Source organism: Streptomyces sp. NPDC097595 (assembly GCF_044761525.1).
Lineage (GTDB): Bacteria > Actinomycetota > Actinomycetes > Streptomycetales > Streptomycetaceae > Streptomyces > Streptomyces drozdowiczii_A.
Genome location: NZ_JBIWCN010000034.1, coordinates 1 through 26,488, shown reverse-complemented (window position 1 = coordinate 26,488; position 26,488 = coordinate 1). Strand labels below are relative to the sequence as shown.

Genomic DNA, 26,488 nt, shown 5'->3' with positions numbered 1-26,488 from the left:
GCAACGGGGGAAATGGCTGATGACGCTCTTGTCCCGGGACACCGAACTCGCCCGGCTGAACGCCGCCCTTGCCGCGGCGGAGGCCGGTGCGACCGCCATCGTGCTCATCGAAGGGGCCGCCGGGTGCGGGAAGTCCGAAACGCTCAGGACCGTCGCCGACACCGCCCGCGAACGTGGCGCGACCGTGCTGTGGGCCGCCGCCACCCCCGAAGGGTCCGCCACGGGCCACCGCGCGCTGGACGAATGGGCCGAGGCACTGCGCACTCCCGGGGCCGACCCCGCCCCCTTCACGGCCACCGCCTTCAACGCGGCCGTCCGGGGGCTGGACAGTCCCGCACCGCTCGTCGTCTGCCTCGATGACCTCCAGTACGCCGACGCGGCCTCCCTCGCCTGCCTGACCGGTTCGACCCGGGCACCGCGTGGCACCGGCCTGTTCATCGTGCTCACCGGCCCGCTCGGCGGCCCGGGCGCGGACGCCCGCGACGCCGTCACCGAACTGCTGCGCCACCCGGGCTTCGACCGCATCCGCCTCGGCCGCCTCGACCGCACCGCCACCGCCGCCCTCCTGCGCGACCGCCTCCGGGGCGGGGCGCGCGGCGAATCGGCCGACCGCCTGTACGCGCGCACCGGTGGCAATCCGCTGCTGCTCAGAGCCCTGCTGTCCGAGTACGACACCGCCCGCCCCGAACCGGCGGGACCGTTCGCCGACGCGGTGCGGGCCTGCCTCCAGCGCTGCGGCCACCCCGCCCGCGATCTCGCCCGCGCCCTGGCCGTCCTCGGGACCCACGCCACCGTCGAACGCGCCGCCGCCATCGCCGGGGCAGCCCCCGCGGAAGCCGCCCGGGCCCTCGCCGCACTGGACGAGACCGGACTCACCGACGGGTCCGTACTGCGGCATCCCGACATCGCCGCCGCCGCGCTGGAGACCCTCGGAGCGGCCGAGCGCACCCGTCTGCACGGCCGTACGGCCGAGGTCCTGTACGCCGACCGGGCCGAAGCCGAGACCGTCGCCTCGTATCTGCGCGTCCACGGCAGCGCTCCCGGCGACTGGGCCGTGCGTACGCTCTGCGAGGCCGGACAGCAGGCCCTCGCCGCCGACGAGACCGAACGCGCCGCCGCCTGCCTGCAACTCGCCCACGCCGGCACCGACGACGAACCGACCCGGTGGCGGATCGGCCTCCAGCTCGCCGCCCTCACCTGGCGCCTCACCCCCGCCGCCGCCGAACAGCACCTCGACGCTCCGCTCGCCGCACTGCGTGCCGGACGCTCCGGCGCCCCCACGGGCTCGCTGGCCCGTCTGCTCGTCGCCCAGGGGCGGGTGGCGGAGGCGGCGGAGGCACTGCGGCTCGCGCCCTCCGGCGCCGGCGCCCTGCGTGACCTCTTCGCGGTCCCACCCGCCTCGGAGAGCGACGAAACCCTCCTCTGCGCCGCGCTGTGGACCCACCCCGGCGGCCCCCGGGCAGCGGCCACCGCCGAACGGCTGCTTGAGGAAACCCCGCTGGCCCACGACACCTTCGAACCGCTGGTCCAGGCCGTACGCATCCTGCTCCACACCGGGCACCCGCGCCGGGCCGCCGCCCGGTGCGGGGAACTGCACGCCGATGCCGAGCACCGCCGGGCCCGAGGCTGGCAGGCCATGTTCGCCTCGCTGCGCGGCGAGGCACTCGTCCACCTCGGTGACCTCGCCGGTGCCGAGCGCGCGGCGAGCGCTGCCGTGGCGGCGGTCGCGGGACGCGGCGGAACGTTCATGTACCGCCCCGTCGCGGTCCTCGTGACCGCGCTCACCGCCATGGGCCGCTACGACGACGCCGCCCGGCACCTTCCGCTGCCCCTGCCCGACCAGCTTCCCGACCACCTGCCCGGCACCGTGCACGCCCTGCCGTACTTGCACGCACGGGGCCGGTACTACCTGGCCACACACCGTTCCCAGGCCGCCCTGAGCGAGTTCCTCGACGTGGGCCGCCTGGCCGGGCGGTGGGGCCTGGACCACCCCGGCGGACTGCCCTGGCGCGTCGACGCCGCCGACGCCCTGCTGCGGCTGCGCCGCCCCGGTGAGGCACGCGTGCTGACCACGGCGCAGCTCGCCGTCCCGGGTATCGGCGCGCGGACGCGCGGCATGGCGCTGCGCCTGCACGCCGCGACCGAGGAGGCCCACGGCCGGCCGGCCCTCCTCACCCGGGCCATCGCAGACCTGCGCGGCTGCGGTGACCGCCTGGAACTCGCCAAGGCCGTGGCCGACTTCGGCCGGAGCCTCCAGACCCTGGGCGAGGGACCGCGCGCGGGCTCCGTCATCAGGCGCGCGTGGCGACTGGCCGACGAGTGCGACGCGACACCGCTCTGCGGGGAGATACTGCCGGACCGGCGGCGCGGAGACGCCGCCGCCGAGGTGCGGCGCTGCGCCCCGGCGGCCGCCGAGCCCGACGTCGGCCTGCTCAGCCAGTCCGAACGGCGCGTGGCCGCCCTGGCCTCCGCCGGATACACGAACCGGGAGATAGGGGCCAAGCTGTTCGTCACGACGAGCACGGTCGAGCAGCACCTCACGCGGATCTACCGCAAGCTCAGCATTTCCCGTCGGCAGGACCTGCCGATCGACTTGCAGCTCGACATTCTCGAGCACGTCGGAGTCCAGTGAGCACGCAAGACGGGCTTTAGCCGGCGTTGTGACGATCGGCTTGGACCCCTGCGGTGCGACCTGGTGACGAAGTGGAGACAGGCATCATGAATCCGGACTTTGGCATGCCGAAAAACGGCCCTGTCGGCCCTATTGCCGTTGTCGGTATGTCGTGCCGTTTCCCGGGTGCTGAGGGTGGGCCGGGGGAGTTTTGGGAGGGGCTGGTCGGTGGGCTCGATGCGGTGGGTGAGGTGCCTTCGGATCGTTGGGACGGTGAGGGGTTTTATGATCCGGATCCGTCGGTGGCGGGGAGGTCGGTTGCTCGGCGTGCGGGGTTTTTGAGTCGGGTTGATGGTTTTGACGCGCGGTTTTTTGGTATTTCGCCGCGTGAGGCTGTGGCGATGGATCCGCAGCAGCGGTTGGTGTTGGAGTTGGCGTGGGAGGCGTTCGAGGACGCCGGTGTGGTGGCGGGTTCGGTGCGGGGGTCTGCCGCTGGTGTGTTCGTGGGGGCGATGGCGGATGATTATGCGGTTCTGGCGCGGCGGGGTGGTGTGGAGGGGATTGGTGCCTTCACGTCGACGGGTCTCGCGCGGAGTGTGATCGCGAATCGGGTGTCGTTTCTGTTGGGTTTGACGGGTCCGTCGTTGGTGGTGGATTCGGGTCAGTCGTCGGCGTTGGTGGCGGTGTATCAGGCGTGTGAGGCGTTGCGTCGTGGTGAGGTGTCGTTGGCGTTGGCGGGTGGGGTGAATTTGATGCTGGCGCCGGAGTCTTCGGTGGCGGTGTCGAAGTTCGGTGGGTTGTCGCCGGATGGGCGTGCGTTTGTTTTCGATGGTCGGGCGAATGGTTATGTGCGGGGTGAGGGTGGGGGTCTTGTTGTTCTGAAGCGGCTGGAGGATGCGGTCGCTGAGGGTGATGATGTGGTGTGTGTGATCGCGGGGGGTGCGGTCAACAATGATGGTGGTGGTGATGGTCTGACGGCTCCGCGTGTGGAGGGTCAGGCCGGGGTGTTGCGGCTTGCGTGTGAGCGTGCGGGTGTGGCGCCGGGCGAGGTCGGTTACGTGGAACTGCACGGGACCGGAACGGCGCTGGGTGACCCGGTCGAGGCTGCGGCTCTGGGGTTGGTGCTGGGGAATGCGCCGGGGCGTTCCGAGCCCCTTCTAGTGGGCTCGGCGAAGACGAATGTCGGGCACTTGGAGGGCGCGGCGGGGATCGTCGGTCTGATCAAGGCCGCGATGTCGGTGCGGTATGGGGTGGTGCCGGCGAGTCTGAACTTTGAGTCGGCTAATCCTGCGATTGATCTCGATGCGTTGAATCTGCGGGTCCAGACCCGAACAGGGGCTTGGGAGGGGGCCCGTGTTGCGGGTGTGTCGTCGTTCGGGATGGGCGGGACGAACTGCCACCTGATTCTGCGGCCGGCACCCGAGCGGGCCCCCCTTGCAGAAGGTGCGGAGCCCGGGCTGGTTCCGTGGGTGGTCTCCGCGCGGAGTGCGGAGGCGTTGCGTGCGCAGGCGGACAAGCTCGCCGAGTTCGTACGTACTTCTGACGCGTCGCTGCTAGATGTCGGGTATTCGCTGGTGTCGTCGCGCACGGTTTTTGAGCACCGTGCGGTGGTGGTGGGCGCGAACCGCGACGAGCTGGTCACGGCGCTCGAAGCTGTCCGTGGTGGACGTGCTGTGGGTGCTGCGGGGACGGCGTTCTTGTTCACGGGGCAGGGGTGCCAGCGGGCCGGTATGGGCCGGGAGTTGTATGAGGCGTTCCCGGTGTTCGCGGAGGCGTTCGATGCGGCGTGTGCGTATCTGGACGGGCATCTCGGCCGGTCACTGAAGGACGTGGTGTTCGGGGGTGATCCAGCGCTGGATCAGACCCGGTTCACGCAGGCCGCCCTGTTCGCCCTTGAGTCGGCTCTTTTCACGTTGGTGTCGTCGTTCGGGGTGCGTCCTGATGCGCTGATCGGTCACTCGATCGGTGAGGTGACCGCCGCGTACGCAGCGGGGGTGTTCTCGCTTGAGGACGCGTGTGCTCTGGTCGCGGTACGCGGGCGGCTGATGCAGGCCGCCCGCGCGGGCGGGGCCATGCTCGCCATCGCCGCCCCCGAAGCCGACGTCCTGCCCGAGCTCGGCGAGGCCGTGTCGCTCGCTGCGGTGAACGGCCCCGCAGCGGTCGTCGTCTCCGGTGACGCGGACGCGGTTGAGGCGCTGGAGGAGCTGTTCCGTGGGCGCGGGGTCAAGGTCAAGCGCCTCACGGTCTCGCACGCCTTCCACTCCGCGCACATGGACACGGCCCTGACGGAGTTCGAGGAGACGATCCGCTCACTGACGTTCAACGAGCCGCAGATCACGGTCATATCGAACGTGACCGGACAGGTCGCGGACGAGCTGACCAGCCCCGCCTATTGGGCGCGCCAGATCCGCGCGGCGGTCCGTTTCGCCGATGGCATCAGCACTCTGGACGCCCAGGGCATCACCACGTATCTCGAACTGGGCCCGGACCCGGTCCTGACCTCCCTCGTTCAGAACACCCTGGACACCCCGACCGCCGCCTCCGTGCTCAACGTCCGCAGCGAAGAGCCCCGCGCTCTGCTGCGAGCGCTGGGCACCGCGTACGCCAGCGGGACCGAGGTCGACTGGACCGCTTTCCTGACCGGCGGGAACCGGGTCAAGCTCCCTACGTACGCCTTCCAGCGCAAGCGCTACTGGATCGACGTCCCCGACGCCCTCGACAGCCGCTCCGTTGCCATAGCGGAGGAGGCGCCGGAGCAGGAGCCGGAAGGCGTACTGGGGGAGTGGGCGAGCCGGGTGCGCAAGCTCACCGGCAAGCAGGGCGCTCTTCTGCGTCAGAAGCTGATCACGGGTCTGATCTGCCGCCACACCGCCGAGATCCTCGAATACGACAGCGCCGATGCGATCGATTCCGAACTGCCCTTCAAGGACCTGGGCTACAACTCGCTCACCTCCGTCGAGCTGCGCAGCCGCCTGGCCGCCGACCTCGGCATCGCCCTGCCGTCCTCGCTCGTCTACGACTACCCGACCCCCGCCGTTCTTGCTCGCCACATCGTTCGCGACCTGGTGGGTGCGCCCGACCCGGACGCCGTGGACGCGGTCCTTGCCGGAGTCGAGGACGTGTCCGATGAGCCGTTGGCGATTGTGGGCATGGCGTGCCGGTATCCGGGTGGGGTGGTGTCGCCGGAGGGGCTGTGGGGCCTGGTCGCCGAGGGCGGGGACGCGATTGGTGGGTGGCCGGAGGATCGTGGCTGGGACATCGAGGGTCTGTACGACGCCGAGCGGGGTGTGCCCGGCAAGTCGTATGCGCGTTACGGCGGCTTCTTGCAGGGTGCGGACGGGTTCGACGCGGAGTTCTTCGGGATCTCGCCGCGTGAGGCGTTGGCGATGGATCCGCAGCAGCGCTTGCTGCTGGAGACGGCGTGGGAGGCGTTGGAGCGGTCGGGGATTGTTCCGCAGTCGCTCAAGGGCAGTCGGACGGGTGTGTTCGTCGGTGCGATGACGGCGGAGTACGGTCCGCGTCTGGCGGAGCCGGCGCCGGGGACGGAGGGGTACCTCCTCACCGGTAATACGGCGAGTGTCGCCTCGGGCCGTATTTCCTACACCCTCGGCCTGGAGGGGCCGGCGCTGACCGTGGATACGGCCTGTTCCTCCTCCCTGGTGGCCCTTCACCTGGCGGCGCAGGCGCTGCAACGGGGTGAGTGCTCGCTCGCCCTGGCCGGTGGTGCGACGGTGATGTCGTCGCCGGGGATGTTCGTGGAGTTCTCGCGACAGCAGGGGTTGTCGCAGGACGGCCGCTGCAAGGCGTTCTCCGCGAGTGCGGACGGTACGGCGTGGGGCGAGGGCGCGGGCGTCCTGCTGCTGGAGCGGCTGTCCGATGCCCAGGCCAACGGCCACCCGGTGCTGGCGGTGATCCGGGGTTCGGCGGTCAACCAGGACGGTGCGAGCAATGGTCTGAGCGCGCCGAATGGTCCTTCGCAGCAGCGTGTCATCCGCCAAGCGCTGGCCAACGCCGGCCTGACGGGTACGGACGTCGATGCCGTGGAGGCGCACGGTACGGGGACCAAGCTCGGTGACCCGATCGAGGCGCAGGCCCTGATCGCGACGTACGGGCAGGAGCGCTCCCCCGAACAGCCCCTGTGGCTCGGCTCGTTGAAGTCGAACATCGGGCACACCATGGCCGCCGCTGGCGTGGGCGGTGTCATCAAGATGGTCATGGCGATGCGTCAGGGAATCCTCCCGCAGACGCTGAACGTCACCGACCCGACGTCCCACGTGGACTGGTCCCAGGGCTCGGTGGAGCTGCTGACCGAGCAGCGGCCGTGGCCCGAGGTGGACCGCCCGCGCCGTGCGGCCGTCTCCTCCTTCGGGATCTCGGGCACGAACGCGCACATGATTCTGGAGCAGGCCCCGGAGGCCTCGCTGCCGGAGGTTTCCGCCAGTGGTGCGGTGCCGTGGCTCCTGTCCGGTCGGACCGAAGAGGCCCTGCGCGATCAGGTGGCCCGTCTGACGGAGTTCGTGGAGAGCGCCTCCGAGCTCACACCGAGTGCCGTGGCGACCGCACTGGCCTCCCATCGCACGGTGTTCGGGCAGCGCAAGGCCGTGGTCGGCAGCACCCGCCAGGAACTGCTGGATGCCCTGCGTGCGGACGCCGGCGCGTCGGGCGAGGCGGTCACGGGACGCACGGTGTTCGTCTTCCCGGGTCAGGGCTCGCAGTGGATCGGCATGGCGGCGGGTCTGTACGGGGCGTCGCCGGCGTTCCGGGAGCGTCTTGAGGAGTGCGCGCGGGCTCTGTCGGCTCATACGGACTGGGATCTGCTGTCAGTACTGCTGGAAGGTGACCCGGACGGCTTGCTGGAGCGGGTGGATGTGATCCAGCCCGCGCTGTGGGCGGTGATGGTGTCCCTCGCTGAGGCGTGGCGCTCCTTTGGCGTTGTGCCGGACGCGGTGGTCGGGCATTCGCAGGGCGAGATCGCGGCCGCTGTCGTCTCCGGTGCGCTGTCCTTGGAGGACGGTGCTCTGGTGGTGGCGCTGCGGAGCCGGGCCATCATCGCTCTGGCCGGCCGAGGCGGCATGCTGTCCGTCGCGCTGCCCGCTGATGCGGTGCGTCCGTATCTGACGCGGTGGGCGGACGATCTGGGTGTGGCCACGGTCAACGGCCCGTCGTCCACGGTCGTGTCGGGTACGGGCAGTGCCCTGGACGAGCTGGTCGCGGTGCTCGACGCGGACGGGGTGCGTTCGCGTCGTATCGCGGTGGATTACGCCTCGCACTCCCCGCACGTGGAGTCGATCCGGGACGAGCTGGCGGAGCTTCTGGCACCGGTCGCGCCTCGTGTGCCGGAGATTCCGTTCTATTCGACCGTCACGAATGAGGTCGTGGACAGCGCGGTCCTGGACGCGGGGTACTGGTACCGGAATCTGCGTCAGACGGTGGAGTTCGAGAAGACGACCCGGGCCCTGCTCGCGGACGGTTTCACCACGTTCATCGAGTCCAGCGCTCACCCGGTCCTGACGATCGGTCTCCAGGAGACCTTCGAGGCCGCCGATGCGGAAACGGCGCTCGCGGTGCCGTCGCTCCGCAGGGACGAAGGCGGCCTGGACCGGTTCCTGCTCTCCGTCGGTCAGGCGTGGGCCCACGGCGTCCCCGTCGACTGGACGACAGCCCTCCCCGAACCCCAGAAGCCCCTCGACCTCCCCACGTACCCCTTCCAGCGCACCCGCTACTGGCTCGAATCCGCCCCCACCACCGGCGACGTCACGATGGCCGGCCTCACCTCTGCCGAGCACCCCCTCCTCGGAGCGGTGACCGAGGTCGCCGGCAGCGGGTCCGCCGTGCTGTCCGGGCGGCTCTCGCTGAAGTCGCACCCGTGGCTCGCCGATCACGCCGTCTCCGGCACGGTCCTGCTGCCCGGCACCGCCTTCGTCGAGCTCGCCCTCCGGGCCGGGTACGAGACCGGCTGCGAGGTCCTCGAAGAGCTCACCCTCGAAGCTCCGCTGCTGCTCGGCGCCACCGGGGCTGTTCGCCTCCAGGTCGTTGTCGACGCCGAGGAGAGCGGCCGCCGTGCCGTCACCGTGTACTCCCGCCCCGAGAGCGCGGAGGAGAGCGGCGACGACGGGGCCGAGTGGACCCGGCACGCCACCGGCGAGCTCGGCCACGGCGGCGCCCCCGGCGCACCGGCCGACGAGGTGTGGCCCCCGGCCGGGGCGGTCCGCCTGGACACGAGCACGCTGTACGAGGAGCTGGCGGCAGCCGGTTACGAGTACGGGCCCGTCTTCCAGGGCGTCCAGGCCGCATGGCGCAACGGCGACGCCGTCTTCGCCGAGGTCGCCCTCGCCGAGGACCAGCACAGCGATGCCGACACCTTCGGCATCCACCCCGCCCTGCTCGACGCCACCCTCCACACCGCACTCCTCACCCCCGGCACCGAACTGCCCGCACCCCGCCTCCCCTTCGCCTGGTCCGGCATCCACCTCCACGCCACCGGCGCCACCACCGTCCGCGTCCACATCACCCCCGCCCACACCGACAGCATCACCCTCCACATCACCGACACCACCGGACAACCCGTCGCCACCATCACCTCCCTCGCACTCCGAGAGGTGCCGGCGGGCGGACTGGCGCCCGCGACCGCTGCCCGTCCCGTCCCCTACGTCGTGGAGTGGGCCGAGGCGGTGCTCCCGGACGCGGACGCTTCCGAGGCGACGGCCGTGCTCGGCGGTTCCCCGACGGACCGCGCACTCGCCGAGGCGCTGGGGGCCGGGCTCCACGACGACGCCGCCGCCCTGCTGGCAGCCGTACAGCAGGGGACGGCCGCACCGGAGTCCGTAGTGCTCCTCGTCCCCGGGGCTACCGCCGAGGACGGGTCCTCGCTGCCCGAGCGGGTCCGGGCCGTTGTCGGCCGGGCTCTGGAGACGGTCCAGACGTGGCTGGCCGACGAAGGACTCGCCGGCACCCGGCTGGTCGTCGCCACCCGGGGCGCGCTCGCCGCGCAGGAGGGCGAGGACGTACGGGACCTCGCGGGCGCCGCCGTATGGGGTCTGCTGCGCACCGCGCAGGCGGAGGAGCCGGGCCGCTTCGCCCTCCTCGATCTGGACCCGAGCGGCAGTGACGACCTGGACGCCCTGGTCCGCGCCGTGTCGGGGGCGCCCTCCGAGCCTCAGCTCGCGGTGCGTGGCGGGGCCGTCCTCGCGCCCCGGCTGATCCGCGCCGCCGACGGCCCCACCACGGTTCCGGCCCTCGACCCGGCCGGGACCGTCCTGGTCACCGGCGCCTCCGGGACGCTCGGCGGACTGTTCGCCCGGCACCTGGTCACCGCCTACGGCGTACGGCACCTGCTGCTGGCCAGCCGCCGGGGTGCCGACGCGCCCGGTGCGGCCGAACTGAGTGCGCAGCTCCGGGAGATGGGTGCCGAGGCCACCTTCGCGTCCTGCGACGTCGCCGACCGGGACGCGCTCGCGGCCCTCCTGACCACCGTCCCCACCGACCACCCCCTCACCGCCGTCGTCCACACGGCGGGCGCCCTCGACGACGGCACGGTCACCGCGCTCACCCCCGAGCGTCTCGACACCGTCCTGCGCCCCAAGGCCGACGCCGCCTGGCACCTGCACGAACTCACCCGCGACACCGACCTCGCCGCGTTCGTCCTCTTCTCCTCCGTCACCGCCACGCTCGGCAATCCGGGCCAGGGCAACTACACCGCCGCCAACGGTCTGCTCGACGGCCTCGCCGCCCACCGCCACGCACTCGGGCTGCCGGCCACCTCCCTCGCCTGGGGTCTGTGGGGCCAGGCATCCGGACTGACCGGTCACCTCAGTGACACCGACCTGTCCCGGATGACCCGAGGGGGCATCGCCGCGCTCGACACCGAGGAAGGGCTCGCGCTGTTCGACGCCTCCCTGGCGACCGGGCGTTCCGCGACCGTTCCGGCACGCCTCGACCTGGGCGCGCTGCGTGCTGAGGCGGTCGCGGGCCGGCTCCCGGCGCTGCTCCGTTCGCTGGTCCGGGTCCCCGCCCGGCGCACGGCCGCCGCCGCGGGCACCGGGCAGCCCGGAGCCTGGGCCGAGCGGATCGCCGCGCTGCCCGAGGACGCGCGGACGGAGGCGGTCGCCTCGGTCGTACGGGCCAGTGTGGCGACGGTCCTGGGGCACGGTTCGCCCGACTCGGTGGGCGAGCAGCGGCCGTTCAAGGACTTCGGCTTCGACTCGCTCGCCTCCGTGGAGCTGCGCAACCGGCTCGGGGCCGCGACCGGCCTGACCCTGCCGGCGACCCTCGTCTTCGACCACCCGACGCCGCGCGCGGTCACCGGCTACCTGCTGGAGCGGGTCCTCGGCGCGAGCACCCCGGTCGCCGAACCGGCGCGGGACACGGGCACCGCCGGGGAGGACGAGCCGATCGCCGTGGTCGCGATGAGCTGCCGCTACCCGGGCGGTGTCACCTCGCCGGAGGACCTGTGGCACCTGGTCGAGACGGGGACCGACGCGGTCGGCTCCTTCCCCGCGTCGCGGGGCTGGGACGAGGAGAAGCTGTACGACCCGGACCCGGACGCGGTCGGGCGTACGTACTCCACGCAGGGCGGATTCCTGCACGGAGCCGAGGACTTCGACGCCGAGTTCTTCGGCATCAGCCCGCGTGAGGCCCTGGCCACCGACCCGCAGCAGCGTCTGCTCCTTGAGACCGCGTGGGAGGCGTTCGAGCGGGCCGGGATCGACCCGGCCGCCGTGCGCGGCAGCCGTACCGGTGTCTTCGCGGGCGTCATGTACAACGACTACGCCTCGCGGCTCAAGCCCGCGCCCACGGGGTACGAGGGCTACCTCGGCAACGGCAGCATGGGCAGTGTCGCCTCCGGGCGCATCGCGTACACCTTCGGGTTCGAAGGCCCTGCGATCACCGTGGACACGGCCTGCTCCTCCTCGTTGGTGGCCCTGCACCTGGCCGCCGGGGCGCTGCGCTCGGGCGAGTGCACGATGGCGCTGGCCGGCGGTGTGACGCTCATGGCGACGCCCACCACCTATCTGGAGTTCAGCCGCCAGCGGGCCCTGTCGCCCGACGGCCGCTGCAAGGCCTTCGCCGCCCAGTCCAACGGGACCGGCTGGGCCGAGGGCGTCGGCCTGGTGCTCCTGGAGAAGCTCTCCGACGCCCAGGCCAACGGGCACCAGGTGCTCGCCGTGATCCGTGGCAGCGCCGTCAACCAGGACGGTGCGAGCAACGGCCTGACGGCCCCCAGCGGCCCCGCCCAGCAGCGGGTGATCCGCCAGGCGCTCGCGGACGCCGGACTGAGCGGCGCCGACGTGGACGCCGTGGAGGCGCACGGCACCGGCACCACGCTGGGCGATCCGATCGAGGCACAGGCGCTGCTGGCCACCTACGGCGAGGAGCACAGCCCCGAAGTTCCGCTGTGGCTGGGCTCGCTCAAGTCCAACATCGGGCACGCGCAGGCGGCGTCCGGCGTCGCCGGAGTCATCAAGATGATCATGGCGCTGCGCAGCGGGGTCCTGCCCCGGACCCTCCACGTGGATGCCCCGACCCCGCACGTGGACTGGTCCTCCGGGACGGTGGAACTGCTCACCGAGCAGCGGCCGTGGCCCGAGCTGGACCGCCCGCGCCGCGCGGCCGTCTCCTCCTTCGGCATCTCCGGCACCAACGCCCACCTGATCCTGGAACAGGCGCCGCAGGGCTTCCTGCCCGAGGGCGCGGCGGAGGCCGGGGAGCCGGCCGGACCCGTTCCCGTGCCGTGGGTACTCTCCGCCCGTACCGAGGAGGCGTTGCGGGACCAGGCGTCCCGCCTGCGCGACCACGTGGCCGCCGAAGGACCGGCGGTGGCGGACGTGGCCCTCGCGCTCGCCACCACGCGCGCCCGCTTCGAGCACCGCGCGGTGGTCGCCGGCGCGGACCGGGCGGAGCTCCTGGAGGCGCTGGCCGCACTCGCCGCCGGCACCGACACGCCCGCCGTCGTCCGGGGGACGGCAGCCGGCGTACCGAAGACCGCCGTGATGTTCACCGGCCAGGGCAGCCAGCGGCCCGGCATGGGACGCGACCTGTACGAGACCTTCCCGGTCTTCGCCGCCGCCTTCGACGCGGTCTGCGCCCACCTCGACCCCGAGCTGGGACGCCCGCTGAAGGAGATCGTCTTCTCGGTCCCGGACAGCCACGAGGCCGATCTGCTGGACCAGACCGTGCACACCCAGGCCGCGCTGTTCGCCCTGGAGACCTCGCTGTTCAGGCTCGCCGAGCACGCGGGCCTCGCCCCGGCCGTACTCATCGGCCACTCCGTGGGCGAGATCAGCGCCGCGCACGCCGCGGGTGTGCTGAGCCTCGCCGACGCCTGCACCCTGGTGGCCGCCCGTGGCCGGCTCATGCAGGCGGCCCCGGCGGGCGGCGCCATGATCGCGATCCGGGCCGCGGAGGCCGACGTACTGCCCCACCTGGAGCGGCACGCGGGCCGGCTGAGCCTGGCGGCCGTCAACGGGCCGGACTCGGTGGTGGTCTCCGGAGACCCGGACGCGGCCGACGAGGTCGCCGAGGACTTCCGCGCGCAGGGGGTCAAGACCCGCCGGCTGACCGTCTCGCACGCCTTCCACTCGCCCCACATGGACGGCGTCCTCGCCGAGTTCGAGGAGATCACCCGCACCCTGGACCTGCGGGAGCCCGCCATCCCCGTCGTCTCCAATATCACCGGCCGGATCGCCGGACCCGGCGAGCTGACCGACCCCGGCTACTGGGCCCGGCACATCCGGGCCGCCGTCCGCTTCCACGACGGCGTACGCACCCTGCACGAGCAGGGCGTCACCAGCTACCTGGAACTCGGTCCCGACCCGGTGCTGACGGCCATGGTGCGCGGCGCCGTGGACGGAGCCGACGCGGTGTCCGCCCTGCGCGCCGGGCACCCGGAAGGGCGGTCCCTCCTCACGGCACTGGGTACGGTCCACACCCGGGGCGCCGCCGTGGACTGGCCGTCGCTGCTGCCGGCCGCGCGCACGGTGGAACTGCCGACGTACGCCTTCCAGCGGACCCGCTACTGGCTGGAGGCCCCAGCCGTTGCCCAGGACGCGGCGGCGGCAGGACAGGAGGGCGCCGGCCACCCGCTGCTGAGCGCGGTCGTCACCCTCGCCGGCGGCCGGGGGGCGGTGCTGACCGGCCGCATCGGGTCGGCCGGCCTCCCGTGGCTCGGCGATCACGTCGTCGCGGGCTCGGTCCTCCTGCCGGGCGCCGCCTTCGCGGACCTCGCGGTGTACGCCGGGGACCAGGTGGGCTGCGACACCGTCGAGGAACTGAACCTGGAGGCGCCGCTGGTGCTCCCGGAGCACGCCGCACCGCGCCTCCAGATCCAGGTCACCGACACCGGCGACGGCAGCGGGCGGCACACCTTCGCCGTCCACTCCGGCGTCGACGGCGGCGACTGGACCCGGCACGCCACCGGCACCCTGGCACCGTCCGCGCCCACCGCGCCGCCCGCCGCGCCCTGGGCCGAGGCATGGCCCCCGGCCGGCGCCGAGCCGGTGGACGTGGACGCGCTCGCCGACCGGCTCGTGGCCGCCGGGCTCGGCTACGGCCCCGCCTTCCAGGGACTGGCCGCGGCCTGGCGGGAAGGCGACGTCCGCTACCTGGACGTACGGCTGCCCGAGGAAGCGGGCGCCGGTGAAGGGGACTTCGGCCTGCACCCCGCGCTGCTCGACTCGGCCCTGCGCACCCTCGCGCTCGGCGGCCACGGCCGGAGCGACGACGGGGAGGGCGAAGAGTCCGACCGGATCCACGTCCCCTTCCTGTGGAGCGGCCTCCGCCTGCACGCCACCGGGGCGGGCGCCCTGCGCGTCCGCGTCGCCCCCACGGGCGCCGAGGGCACGTACCGACTGGACCTCGCCGACCCGCAGGGGCGGACGGTCGCCACGGTCGACGCCCTCGCCGTACGCCCGCTCCCCGAAGGCGCCCTCGCCACCGCCGCCCAGAGCGGCCAGGGCGCGGACGGCGGGCTCCTGCGCCCCGACTGGATCCCCCTGCCGCTGCCGCAGAACGGCCGGACCGGCCCGGCGGAATGGGCCCTGCTCGGCCCCGCGTCCGAGGGGGCCGCCGTACCCGCCGGGACCACGTACTACGGCGGCCTGGCCGCGCTCACCGAGGCCGTCCGGTCCGGGGCGTCCGTGCCTCGCTTCGTCGTCACCGACGCCGTGGTCCCGTCCGAGGAGTCGGCCTCCGAGGCCACGACCCCGCCCGAGGCGCTCCGCGAAGCCATCGGCGGGCTGCTGGGGCTCCTCCAGACCTGGCCGGCCGAGGACGCGTTCGCCGACAGCAGCCTCGTCCTGCTCACCCGGGGCGGCGCGCCCGTCGGCGACGGCGTACCCGACCCTGTGGCCGCCGCCCTGCTGGGCCTGCTGCGCTCCGCCCAGGCGGAGCACCCCGGACGCCTCGTCGTCCTGGACCTGGACGAGGATCCGGCCTCCGAGGCCGCCGTCCCCGCCGCGGCGCTCCTCGCCGTGGAGCACGGCGAGCCACAGCTCGCGCTGCGCGCGGGAGCCGTCCACGCTCCACGCCTCGTGCCGGCCCGGCCCGACGACCCGGCCCCGGCCCCGGCGTTCCGGGAGGGCGGAACCGTCCTGCTCACCGGCGCCGGCGGGTTCCTGGGCGGGCTGGTCGCCCGGCACCTGGTGACCACGTACGGGGTACGGCATCTGCTGCTCGCGAGCCGCCGGGGCGCCGACGCACCCGGCGCGGCGGAACTCGGCGCGCAGCTGCGGGATCTGGGCGCGGAGGCCGTCTTCGCCGCCTGCGACGTCGCCGACCGCGACGCGCTCGCCGGACTCCTGGGACAGGTGGCACAGGACCATCCGCTGACCTCGGTCGTGCACACCGCCGGCGTACTGGACGACGGGGTGCTGACCGGGCTCACCGCCGAGCGGTTCGACACCGTGCTGCGGCCCAAGGCCGACGCCGTGTGGAATCTGCACGAGCTGACCCGTGGGACCGCCCTCGACTCCTTCGTCGTGTTCTCCTCGGTCGCCGCGCTGCTGGGCACCGCGGGGCAGGCCAACTACGCCGCCGCCAACGCCTTCCTGGACGCCTTCGCCCATCAGCGCCACGCGGCCGGACTGCCCGCGCTGTCCCTCGCCTGGGGTCTGTGGGGCGGCGACGGCGCGGGCATGGCCGAGGAGCTCGGCGCCGCCGACCGCGCCCGGCTGGCCCGCACCGGCCTCGCCCCGATGTCCGCCGAACAGGGCCTGGCCCTGCTGGACGCGGCCCTGGCCGCCCGCTCGCGGCCGGCCCTGGCTCCGGTCCTGCTGGATTCCGGCGCACTGCGGACCCGGGCAGGGGCGGGCACCCTCCCCGCGCCGCTGCGCGGCCTCGTCCGCACCCCGGCCCGGCGCAGCGCGGCGGCGGCCGCCACCAGCCCGGGCGCCGCGGCGACCTCGCTCGCGGACCGGCTCGCCGCACTCGGCGCCGAAGAGCGTGCCGACGTCGTACTGGACCTGGTGCGGGGCGAGATCGCCGGGGTGCTGGGCCACGCGGACAACCGGCAGGTCGATCCCGTACGCAGCCTTCAGGAACTCGGCTTCGACTCGCTCACCTCGGTCGAACTGCGCGACCGCCTCACCACGGCCACCGGGCTGCGTCTGTCGGCCACGCTCGTCTTCGACCACCCGACGGCCGAGGCGCTCACCGCCGAACTGCTGGGCCGGCTCGTACCGGAGGATTCCGGGGCCGGCGGGCTGTCCCAGGAGCTGGACCGGCTGGAGGCGGCCCTCGAAGCGGCCGAGGCTGGCACCGACGACCACGAACGGGCCGGCGGCCGGCTGCGCGAACTGCTGCGCAGGTGGCAGGCGGCCGCCGACAGCGCCGCCGAGCCGTCCGACGAGGGGCTGGCGGACATCTCCGACGCCGAACTGTTTTCCGCACTCGACGAGGAACTCAGTCAGTGAGACGTGGGCCCGCTCCCAACGGGCCCTGGTAAGTGGGGCATTGACATTTTCGGGTCACTGTCCCAGATTTTAGAGGCGAGCCACTTCGGTGGAGGACGAGGAGCATCCGTGAGTAAGTTGCGCGGGAACCCGTGGGCGGTCTTGATGACGCTCGGTCTCGGGTTCTTCATGACACTGCTGGACCTGACGATCGTGAACATCGCGATCCCCGACATGATGGAGAGACTCGGTTCCTCCCTTGACGAGGCCCTGTGGGTGGTCAGTGCCTATGCGCTCGTCCTCGCTGTCACCCTGATCACCTTCGGCCGGCTCGGTGACCTCCGCGGTCCTCGTACCCTGTTCGCCTCGGGCGTCGTGCTGTTCACCCTGGCCAGCGTCGCCTGCGGCCTCGCCGTCGACCCCGGCATGCTCATCGCCACCCGTGCGGTGCAGGGCCTGGGCGCGGCGATGATGGTGCCTCAGACGATGGTGATGATCATCGCGGTGTTCCCGGCGGACCGGCGCGGTGCGGCCATGGGCGTCTGGGGCTCCATCGCCGGTGTCGCCACCATCTCCGGGCCGACGCTCGGCGGGCTGATCGTCAGCACCGTCGGCTGGCGCTGGATCTTCTTCATCAACGTGCCCGTCGGCATCGCCGTGCTCGTGCTGACCTTCCTGCTCGTGCCCGACATCCGCCCGGCCCGGACCCACAAGTTCGACATCGGCGGCGTCCTCATCGTCACCGTCGCGCTGTTCTGCCTGAGCTTCGGCCTCCAGGAGGGCGAGCGCTACGACTGGAACACGGGCATCGTGGCCCTGATCGCCGGCGGAGTGGCCCTGCTCGGCGTGTTCGTGCTCTACCAGCGCCGCAAGCAGGACGACGAGCCGCTCGTACCGTTCGCGCTCTTCAAGGACCGGAACTTCACCGTGATGACCGTGATCGTCGCGCTCATCTCGATGGCGTTGCTCGGTCTGGTGCTGCCGGTGAACATCTACCTTCAGTCCGTGCTCGGCATGTCCGCCGTGCAGGCAGGTCTGACCCTCGCCCCCTCGCCGCTGCTGTCGATGATGACCGCCCCGTTCGCGGGCCGCCTGTCCGACAAGATCGGCGGCAAGAACGTGCTGCTGTTCGGCCTCGCGGTGTACGGCACCGGCATCTCGCTGGTCCTCGCGTTCGCCGCGGTGGACAGCCACTGGTACACCTTCACGCTGCCGATGGCCGTGGTGGGCCTGGGCACCGGCTGCCTGCTCGCGCCGATGGCCACCGAGGCCATGCGCAACGTACCGCCGCGCCTGGCGGGCGCCGCCTCCGGCGTCAACAACACCATCCGGCAGATCGGCTCGGTCCTCGGCGCCTCCGTCGTCGGCGCCGTTCTGCAGAGCCGGCTCGCCACCACCCTGCACGAGGAGGCCGCCACACGCTCCTCCGAGCTGCCCGCCCGGAGCCGCGAGGGCTTCGTCGACGCCTTCTCCTCCGGCGCGAGCCCCGACGCCGGCACGATCAAGGAGCTCGCCCAGGGCCTGCCGACGGCGGCCGCCCGGCAACTCGCCGCCGCGGCCGAGGCCGTCTACGACCACGGGTTCGTCACCACCATGCACAGCACGCTGATCCTGCCGCTCGGCGCCGTCGTCGGCTCCGTGCTGCTCTGCCTGGCGGCCAAGAACCACCGGTCGGCCCAGAAGGCCGCCGCGGCCGAGCCGGTGGCTCCGCCGCAGCCCGAACCCTCCCGCTGATCCGCCGCTTCCGGCGGATCCCCCCGACGTCCGGCCCCCGCGTCATCCCCCGCCGCGGGGGCCGGATGATGTCCCGGCACAGGACGCCCGGACACGAAGAGGCGGCGCGCCCCCCAGGGGACGCGCCGCCTCTTCGTATGTGCGGACTACCAGGTGACCGGCAGCGAGGCCAGACCACCCGTCAGGGTGTCGTCACGGAACCGCAGTTCCGCCGGGTCCACCGCCAGTTGCAGGTTCGGGAACCGGACGAACAGCGTGGAGAACAGCGCCTGGAGCTCCAGCCGGGCCAGACCCGAACCGAGGCAGAAGCGCGGACCGTGACCGAAGGCCAGGTGCTGCGTGCTGTCCCGGGTGATGTCGAAGACGTTCGGGTCGGAGAAGATGTCCGGGTCGCGGTTGGTGGCCGTGAACGCCAGCATCACCAGGTCGCCCTTGGGAATGGTGGTACCGGCGATCTCGATGTCGTCGTGCGTGTAGCGGGGCAGCACGTCCTGCGTGGACGGCGCCGCCATCCGCAGGATCTCCTCGACCGCGCCCTGCACGAGCCCCTTCGGGTCCGCCTGCAGCTTCTTGCGCTCCTCGGGGTGGGTGAGCAGCAGCAGCGTCCCGAGGTCCAGCCGGGTCACCGTGGTCTCGTGCCCGGCGAACAGCAGACCGGCGGCCATCCGCGCGATCTCGTCGTCCGCCAGGCCCTCCTTCTCCTGTACGGCGACGAGGTCCGAGAACACGTCCTCGCCCGGGGTGCTGCGCTTCACCTCGATGAGGCTGCGCATGTAGCCGTGCAGCTCGCCCCAGGACGCCTTGGCCTTCTCCACGTCCGTCAGGCTGGTGGCACCCGCCGACATCCGGCGGAACTCCTCGCGGTCCCCGCCGGGTACGCCGAGCAGCTGGCAGATGACCAGTACGGGCAGCGGGAAGGACAGCGCCTCGTGGAAGTCCCCGGAGTTCGGGCCCTTCGCCAGGTCGTCCAGCAGCTGGTCGATCAGCTGCTGGACGCCGCCCTGGAGCTTCTGCACCCGGCGCGCCGAGAAGGCGGGGGCCAGCAGCCGGCGCAGCTTCGTGCGGGCGGGCACCTCCTCCTCGGGCTTGCCCAGCGGACCGGTCAGCACGGCGGCGTTGGCCACGCGGGAGGCCGTCTCCGGGGCGTGGTGGGAGCGGCCGAGGCGGGGGTCGTTGAGGAGCTGCTTGACCTCGCCGTAGCGGGTGACGAGCCAGGCCTCGTCGCCGGCCGAGGTGGTCACGCGGACCACCGGCGACTCGGTGCGCAGCGAGCGGAACTTCGGCGCGATGCCGTTGACATCGTCGGGGTCACGGTCGAAGGGAAGTCGCGGAAGGTCCTGGATCTGGGTCACGATCGTGCTCCTCGGTGGTGTGGCGATACGCCCGTCGTCGCCGAAGGCTAGAAGCAGCTTCTAAAGCAGCCTTAAACCGCCGGGCGGCCGCGTCAGTGCGACGCCCGCTCCACCGCGGGGGCCAACAGGTCCAGGGTCCGGGCGAAGAGGTCGTCCAGATCCGGCTCCCCGTCCTGGTCCACCCAGAAGCGCAGGGTCTCGGCCACCGCGCCCCCGATCGCCGCGGCCAGCACCCGCGTCCTGTACCCCTCCGGCGCGTCGGGATCCGTCCCGTCCCGGGCCGCCAGCAACCGGGCCAGCTCGCGCAGCCCCTCCTGGGTGCGCTGGGCGTTGAGGGCCCGCAGCTCCGGTACCCGGTTGATCATGCGCAACCGGGTCAGCAGCTCCGCACGGCCCTCGTCGAAGGCCCCGCTCGCGCGTACACCGGCCAGCATGACCCGCAGCCCGGCCAGCAGGGAACCGCCCTCGGGCAGACCGCCGTCCGCGAAGTGCAGCGGGTGCCCGCCGGAGGTCTCCGCCGCCTCCGGCCCGCGGTCGTGGACCCCGGACAGGATCACGTCCTCCTTGGAGGAGTAGTAGCGGTAGAAGGTCGTCGTGGACACCTCCGCCGCCGCGGCGATCTCCTCGACCGTCGTCGCCCGGTACCCGCGCTCTTCGAACAGGCGCAGCGTCTCCCGCTGGATCGCCTGCCTGACCTTGAGTTTCTTCATCTCCCGCAGCCCCACGCCCACATCATGCTGCAAGCGCCACGAAAGAGCCGCACAAGGGCCGCCTGGGAAGGTGCCCCGTACCCTCACAGGCTCTTCTGAAAGCGGGCGCACAGGATGAAAGTGGACAACGTGTATCTGGCCGGGATCGGCAGCTGGATACCTGACCGGGTCAGCGTCGACGAGGCCATCGAAAACGGCTGGTACGACGAGACCCTGCGGGCGTCCAGCGGCATGGTCTCGGTCGCGGTCGCCGGGGACATGCCCGCCCCCGACATGGCGATCGCCGCGGCCGAGGAGGCCCTCAAACGCTCCGGGCACGAGCCGGAGGAGATCGCGGCGCTCATCCACACGCCCGTCTTCCACCAGGGCCCCGACATCTGGTCGGCCCCCCACTACATCCTGCACCGCACGGTGAACCGGCCCGTGCCCGCCCTGGAACTGCGCCAGGGCTGCCTCGGCATGATCACCTCGCTGCGGTTCGCCGCCACCATGCTGACCGCCGACCCGGCCGCCGACGCCGTGCTGATCACCGCGGGCGACAACTTCTCCACCCCGGGCCTGGACCGCTGGCGGGTCAGCTCGAATTACGTACTCGGCGACGCGGGCTCCGCCGCCGTGCTCTCCCGGCGAGAAGGCTTCGCCAAGCTGCTGTCCGTCTCCTCGATCTCCATCCCGGAGGCCGAGATCCTGCACCGCGGCGGCGACCCGCTCTTCCCGCCGAGCGTCACCCTGGGCCGCCCGCTCGACCTGGAGGCCCGCACCGACTACATCCGCGCCCAGTGGATGCAGGGCGTGGCCCCGCCCGTCTTCCACCTCGGCGACATCGTCGTCGAGGCCGTCACGGCCGCCCTCGCCGACGCCGGCCGCACCCTCGATGACATCACGCGCGTCGCGCACAGCGCCGTTGCCCTCGACCAGATCCGGAACGGCTTCCTGGAGCCGCTGGGCATCGAGGAGTCCCGGGGGACCTGGGAGTTCAACCGCCGCGTCGGCCACTCCGGCGGCACCGACCAGATCGTCGGCCTCGAACACCTGCTGGCCTCCGGCGAACTGCGCCCCGGCGACCACGTCCTGCTGCTCGCGGCCGCCGTCGGCATGGAAGTGGGCTGCGCCGTTCTGGAGATCGTCGACATCCCGTAGTCCCGGACAGGACCGGAAAGAAAGGGCCCACCATGAGCCAGACCACCACCGCACCCACCGCCGACGAGATACGCGAGGCCGTCGCCGAACTCGTCGGCTTCCACGCCCGGGACATCGCCGACGACGCCAACCTCATCGCCCTCGGCCTCAAGTCCCTGCACATCATGCAGCTCGTCAACGTCTGGCGGCGCGCTGGCCTGACCGTCTCCTTCAAGGACCTCGCGAGCGAGCCCACCGTGGCCGCGTGGGCGGGCCGGTTCTCCTGACGCGACGGGACGGCGACGGGTGCATGGTGAAGGGCCGGGGCGATCTGCCCCGGCCCTTCACCATGCACCCGTCGGGGCCGGAGACAGCCCTCAGGCCCTCGGCGTCCCGAACCACTGCTCCAGCACCGGCCGCAGGGTGGCGTCCCCCGGCTCACCGGCCCACGCCACATGCCCGTCCGGCCGTACGAGTACGGCCGACGCACCGATCGCCGCGACCGGCTCGGCCGCCACCAGGTCGACGCGGTCCGCCCACGCCGCCACCGGATTCGCCGCGCTCCCGGAGCCCGTCAGGTCCAGGAACACGCCCCGCCCGGCGTGCAGCGCCGCGGCCACACTGCCGGCGCCGCCCTCCGTCACGAGCGGCACGTGCGGCAGCCGCCGCCCCACGGGCGCGGCCGCGCCCTCGGGGGCGTAGCTGACGTCCAGGCCCGTGGACAGCTCCAGCAGATAGCGGTTCGCGTCCGGGAACTTCAGCAGCTCCGCCATCAGCGCCCGCACCGGCGCCACCTTCTCCACCGGGTGGATCAGGGCCAGCTGGGTGTCGGTCGCGGCAGCCGCGCGCAGGCCCTGCGGGCGCCGCTCCGCCGTGTAGGTGTCGAGCAGGTTGGGCGGGGCCCAGCCGAGCAGGTCCGCCGCGAGCTTCCAGCCCAGGTTGACCGCGTCCTGAAGCACCAGGTTCATGCGCAGCCCGGCCAGCGGGTAAAACGTGTGCGCCGCGTCGCCCACGAGGAAGACCCTCTCGGCCTGGTACGTCTCGGCGACGCGTGACGGGCCGCCGTAGCGGCGGATCCAGCGCACCGGGACATCCGGGAAGGGCGTGTCGTTGAGCCGCTCGATGGCCCGGCGCAGCTCGGCCGCCGTCGGCTCCACCGTCGGACCCGGCAGGTCCGTGTCGAACTCCGCGGTGATCACCCGGGTGACCCCCGGCTCCACGGGCACCGACGAGTACAGCCCGCCCACCGGGCAGAACCGGGCGCCGCGGTGGATCTCCGGCAGGTCCTGGATGTCGATCTCCACGTCCGCGACCAGACCGCAACTGGCCGGCCCCGTACCGGAGAAGGTGATCCCGGACAGTGTGCGGACCACGCTGTCCTCGCCGTCGGCGCCCACCAGGTAGCTGCCGCGCAGCTCGTACGTCTCCTCACCGGCGCGCACCGTGACGCCGACCCCGAACTCGTCCTGCGTGTAGCCCGCCAGCTCATGCCCGTAACGAACCTCGGCGCCGCGCTTGAGCGCGTGCCGCTCCAGCTCCTTCTCCAGATACTCCTGGGCGAGCAGCAGCGCCGGCTGGTGGCGTCCTTCGAGCGGGGCCATGTCGAGCCACAGCAGGGAGAAATGGGTCCCCTGGACCGGAGTGGTGTGCTTCTCCAGACCCTCCAGCAGGCCCCGCTGGTCCAGCAGTTCCACGACGGTGGTGTTGACCGCCTGGCCCACGGACCGGCCGCTGCGGGACGGCAGCCGCTCCAGCACGATGCTGTCGATGCCCCACAGTCCGAGCTCGTGGGCAAGCATCAGCCCTGCGGGCCCGCCACCCGCGATGATAACGGGATCGGACATATCCTGTTCCTCCGGTTTCTGGTGTGGTACGTGGTGCCTGGCGCGCGGCCCCGGGCCCGTGGCGGGCCCGGGGCCGCGCGGCCTCAGGCGATGCCGAGCTCGTTGTCGATGAGGTCGAAGATCTCGTCGTCCGTCGCCACGGAGATCCGCTCGGCGGACTCCTCGTCGTCGCTCGCAGGTCCGGACCCGCCGTGCTCCTCCAGCCGCAGCAGGAAGTCCTGCAGGCGGGCTGTCAGCCGGCCCACGGCCGCCGCGGACGGCTCGGTCGAACCCAACGCGCCCTGAACCAGGTCGAGTTCGCTGACGATGCCGGCGAAGACGTCCCGCTCCGGGGGAGCGAGCAGCTCGTCCAGGTGCGCGGTCAGCGCGGCGGGGGTGGGGTGGTCGAAGATCAGGGTCGGGGTGAGGCGTCGGCCGGTGGCGGCGCCGAGGCGGTTGCGCAGCTCGACGGCGGACAGCGAGTCGAAGCCGAGCGACTGGAACAGCCGGTCCGCTCCCACGCTGTCGGCCGAGGAGTGACCGAGCACGGCCGCGACATGCTCACCGACCAGCTCCGCCAGCCGCTTGCGCCGCTCCTGGGCCGACAGGGGAGCGAGCCTCTCGGCCAGGGAGATCTCATCCATACCCCCGCCCGTGGAACGGCCGGCGGCACGCGCCACCGGGCGCGGGCGCGCCTGTCGCACCAGGGCGCTGAACAGCGGATCCAGCAGGCCCGCCCGCGCCCGCTCGGCGAGCGTCGCCGGATCGAGACCCATCGCCACGGAGACGGGCTGGCGCAGCCCGAGCGCCGCGTCGAAGCGGGCCAGGCCGTCGGCGGAGGACAGCGCGGTCACACCGGTACGGGCCAGCCGGGCCAGCGCCGTCTCGTCCAGCTGCCCCGTCATCGTGCTCGCCTGGTCCCAGAGTCCCCAGGCGAGGGAGGTGGCGGGGAGTCCTTGGGTGTGGCGGTGTGCGGCGAGGGCGTCGAGGAAGGTGTTGGCGGCGGCGTAGTTGGCTTGTCCGGCGTTGCCGAGGATGCCGGCGGCGGAGGAGTAGAGGACGAAGGCGGCGAGGTCGGTGTCGCGGGTGAGTTCGTGCAGGTGCCAGGCGGTGTCGGCCTTGGGGCGCAGGACGGTGTCGAGGCGTTCGGGGGTGAGGGTGTCGATGGTGCCGTCGTCGAGGACGCCCGCGGTGTGGATGACGGCGGTGAGGGGGTGGTCGGTGGGGACGGTGTTCAGGAGCGCGGTGAGGGCGTCGCGGTCGGCGGTGTCGCAGGCGGTGAGGGTGACGGTCGCGCCGAGGGCTTCGAGTTCGGTCCGCAGGGTGTCGGCTCCGGGGGCGTCGGGGCCCCGGCGGCTGGTCAGGAGGAGGTGGCGGACGTCGTGGTGGGTGACGAGGTGGCGGGCGAGGAGGGTGCCCAGGGTGCCGGTGGCCCCGGTGATCAGGACCGTCCCCGCCGGATCCAGCTCACGCGGCAGCGACAGCAGCGTCTTGCCCACGTGCTGCGCCTGGCTGAGGTGACGCAGAGCGGCCGGTGCGTGGCTCACGTCCCAGGCGGTCAGCGGCGGCGGGCTCAGCACCCCGGCCTCGAACAGCTCCACCAGGTCCCTCAGCATCTCCTGGGTCCGCTCCGGGCCGGCGTCCATGAGGTCGAACGCCTGGTAGACGACGCCCGGGTGCGCGGCGGCCACCTCCTGGGCATCCCGGATGTCCGTCTTACCGATCTCCAGGAAGCGGCCGCCGTGGGGCTGGAGGCGCAGGGTGGCGTCGACGAATTCCTTGGCGAGGGAGTCGAGTACGACGTCGAAGCCGTGGCCTTCGGTGGCGGTGGTGAACTGCTGCTCGAAGTCGAGGGTGCGGGAGCTGGCCAGGTGCGGGTCGTCGAAGCCGAGCGCGCGCAGGGTGTCCCACTTGCCGGTGCTGGCCGTGCCGAACACCTCGGCGCCCAGGTGCCGGGCGATCTGGGTGGCGGCCATACCGACCCCGCCCGCCGCCGAATGGATGAGCAGCCGCTCGCCCGCCCGCAGCCCCGCCAGATCCGTCAGACCGTAATAGGCCGTCAGGTACACGACCGGGATGACGGATGCCTGACCGAAGGAGAGCCCTCGCGGGATCCGGGCGGTCAGCCGGTGGTCGGTGACCCCGACCGGCCCCAGCCCGCCCGAGGGGAACATGCCGAACACCCGGTCGCCGACGGAGAGTCCGGTCACCTCGGAGCCGGTCTCCAGGACGACACCCGCTCCCTCGCCACCGATCATGGCATCGTCGCCCGGGTACATGCCGAGGCCGATCATCACGTCACGGAAGTTGAGACCACCCGCGCGCATCGCCACCCGGATTTCGTGGGCGGCGAGCGCACGCTCCCCCTCGGGGTGCGGCACGAGCGCCACATTGCCGAGCGTGCCCTTGCTGGTGACATCGACGCGCCAGGAGTCGACGCCGACGGGCGGGGTCAGCACCCCTGCGGCGTCCGCCGGCCGCACCAACCGCGGTACGTGGGCGCTCCCGTCCCGGACCGCCGCTTCGGGCAACTCCTCCAGCAGCACCTGTAGCACCGCGTCCGCCGCCGCCGAAGCGATGGCCGGCACGGTGTCCAGGTCCAGGAGCGCGAAGCGCTCCGGGTTCTCCGTCCTCGCCGAACGCACCAGACCCCAGACGGGAGCCGCCGCGAGGTCCCGTATCTCCGGTCCCGGCCGGGTGGCGACGGCGTTACGCGTCACGACGACCAGCCGGGATCGCGCGAACCGTTCGTCGGACAGCCACTCCTGCACCAGGCCGGTGGCCCCGTACAGCACGGTCCGGGTCGCCGTCAGGACGTCCGTGGTGTCCTCGCCCTCGCCGGCCACGCTCACCAGGACCAGGCCGGGTGCCTCGGCACCGGCGTCCACGGCGGCGCCCAGCGCCGCCAGATCCTCGTAGCGGGCGCAGCCCCCGAGCACGGGGGCCAGCTCCAGCGGGTCGGCCGTCCCGAGCAGGGCCACCGACTGCGGGGCCGGCACGTCCTCGGCCGGGGGCAGCGGAGTCCATTCGAGCAGATGGACGCCCGATTCGTCGGTGGTGCCGGCCGCCGCGCCCAACTGCTGTTGGCTGACGGGCCGGGTGGTGAGCCCGCCGATGTGGGCGACCGGGTTGCCGCCGGCGTCGAACAGGGCCAGTTCGACGGTGTCGGGGGTGGTGGGGGTGAGGTGGGCGTGGAGGGTGGTGGCGTGGGTGGCGTGGAGGGTGATGTTGTTCCAGGCGAAGGGGATGCGTT

Annotated in this window: 9 protein-coding genes; 5 read left to right on the top strand and 4 right to left on the bottom strand. The window is 72.6% G+C overall.

Annotated features, from left to right (window positions below):
• The first annotated feature begins 19 nt into the window (after positions 1–19).
• The 3 genes from ACIQZN_RS34445 (at position 20) to ACIQZN_RS34435 (ending at position 18,231) form a co-directional block, all read left to right on the top strand.
• Positions 20–2,632 carry an AAA family ATPase gene (locus ACIQZN_RS34445; RefSeq protein ID WP_404002580.1) on the top strand — a complete coding sequence of 871 codons (2,613 nt, stop codon included), beginning with the start codon at positions 20–22 and terminating at the stop codon, positions 2,630–2,632.
• Between the two features lie 104 nt (positions 2,633–2,736).
• Complete coding sequence (locus tag ACIQZN_RS34440; RefSeq protein ID WP_404002636.1) at positions 2,737–16,518, top strand: type I polyketide synthase; 13,782 nt, start codon at positions 2,737–2,739, stop codon at positions 16,516–16,518.
• 108 nt (positions 16,519–16,626) lie between these two features.
• Positions 16,627–18,231 carry a DHA2 family efflux MFS transporter permease subunit gene (locus ACIQZN_RS34435; protein ID WP_404002578.1) on the top strand — a complete coding sequence of 535 codons (1,605 nt, stop codon included), beginning with the start codon at positions 16,627–16,629 and terminating at the stop codon, positions 18,229–18,231.
• 146 nt (positions 18,232–18,377) lie between these two features.
• On the opposite strand, the gene ACIQZN_RS34430 is transcribed toward ACIQZN_RS34435, so the two are convergent.
• Together ACIQZN_RS34430 and ACIQZN_RS34425 are read right to left on the bottom strand one after the other, a co-directional pair.
• Complete coding sequence (locus ACIQZN_RS34430) at positions 18,378–19,583, bottom strand: cytochrome P450 (protein ID WP_404002577.1); 1,206 nt, start codon at positions 19,581–19,583, stop codon at positions 18,378–18,380.
• Between the two features lie 92 nt (positions 19,584–19,675).
• Positions 19,676–20,308 carry a TetR/AcrR family transcriptional regulator gene (locus ACIQZN_RS34425; RefSeq protein WP_404002575.1) on the bottom strand — a complete coding sequence of 211 codons (633 nt, stop codon included), beginning with the start codon at positions 20,306–20,308 and terminating at the stop codon, positions 19,676–19,678.
• A gap of 99 nt (positions 20,309–20,407) precedes the next feature.
• On the opposite strand from ACIQZN_RS34425, the gene ACIQZN_RS34420 reads away from it, so the two are divergent.
• Positions 20,408–21,433: a ketoacyl-ACP synthase III family protein gene (locus tag ACIQZN_RS34420; protein WP_404002573.1), complete on the top strand. Its 1,026-nt coding sequence runs from the start codon at positions 20,408–20,410 to the stop codon at positions 21,431–21,433.
• Between the two features lie 32 nt (positions 21,434–21,465).
• Entirely contained in the window at positions 21,466–21,699 is a 234-nt protein-coding gene (locus ACIQZN_RS34415; protein ID WP_404002571.1) for a phosphopantetheine-binding protein, read from the top strand.
• Positions 21,700–21,789: 90 nt separating this feature from the next.
• Here ACIQZN_RS34415 and ACIQZN_RS34410 read toward each other — a convergent pair whose 3' ends face one another.
• Positions 21,790–23,256 (bottom strand): FAD-dependent monooxygenase, encoded by a 1,467-nt coding sequence (locus ACIQZN_RS34410; protein WP_404002569.1) that lies wholly within the window; start codon positions 23,254–23,256, stop codon positions 21,790–21,792.
• Positions 23,257–23,339: 83 nt separating this feature from the next.
• The coding region (locus ACIQZN_RS34405) for an SDR family NAD(P)-dependent oxidoreductase (RefSeq protein WP_404002568.1) at positions 23,340–26,488 on the bottom strand (3,149 nt) is incomplete at its 5' end.

What these genes read in the sequence shown, in the direction of transcription:
- ACIQZN_RS34445 (WP_404002580.1), top strand. Translation starts at nt 20, where the DNA reads ATGACGCTCTTGTCCCGGGACACCGAACTCGCCCGGCTGAACGCCGCC.
- ACIQZN_RS34440 (WP_404002636.1), top strand. Translation starts at nt 2,737, where the DNA reads ATGCCGAAAAACGGCCCTGTCGGCCCTATTGCCGTTGTCGGTATGTCG.
- ACIQZN_RS34420 (WP_404002573.1), top strand. Translation starts at nt 20,408, where the DNA reads ATGAAAGTGGACAACGTGTATCTGGCCGGGATCGGCAGCTGGATACCT.
- ACIQZN_RS34415 (WP_404002571.1), top strand. Translation starts at nt 21,466, where the DNA reads ATGAGCCAGACCACCACCGCACCCACCGCCGACGAGATACGCGAGGCC.
- ACIQZN_RS34410 (WP_404002569.1), bottom strand. Translation starts at nt 23,256, where the DNA reads ATGTCCGATCCCGTTATCATCGCGGGTGGCGGGCCCGCAGGGCTGATG.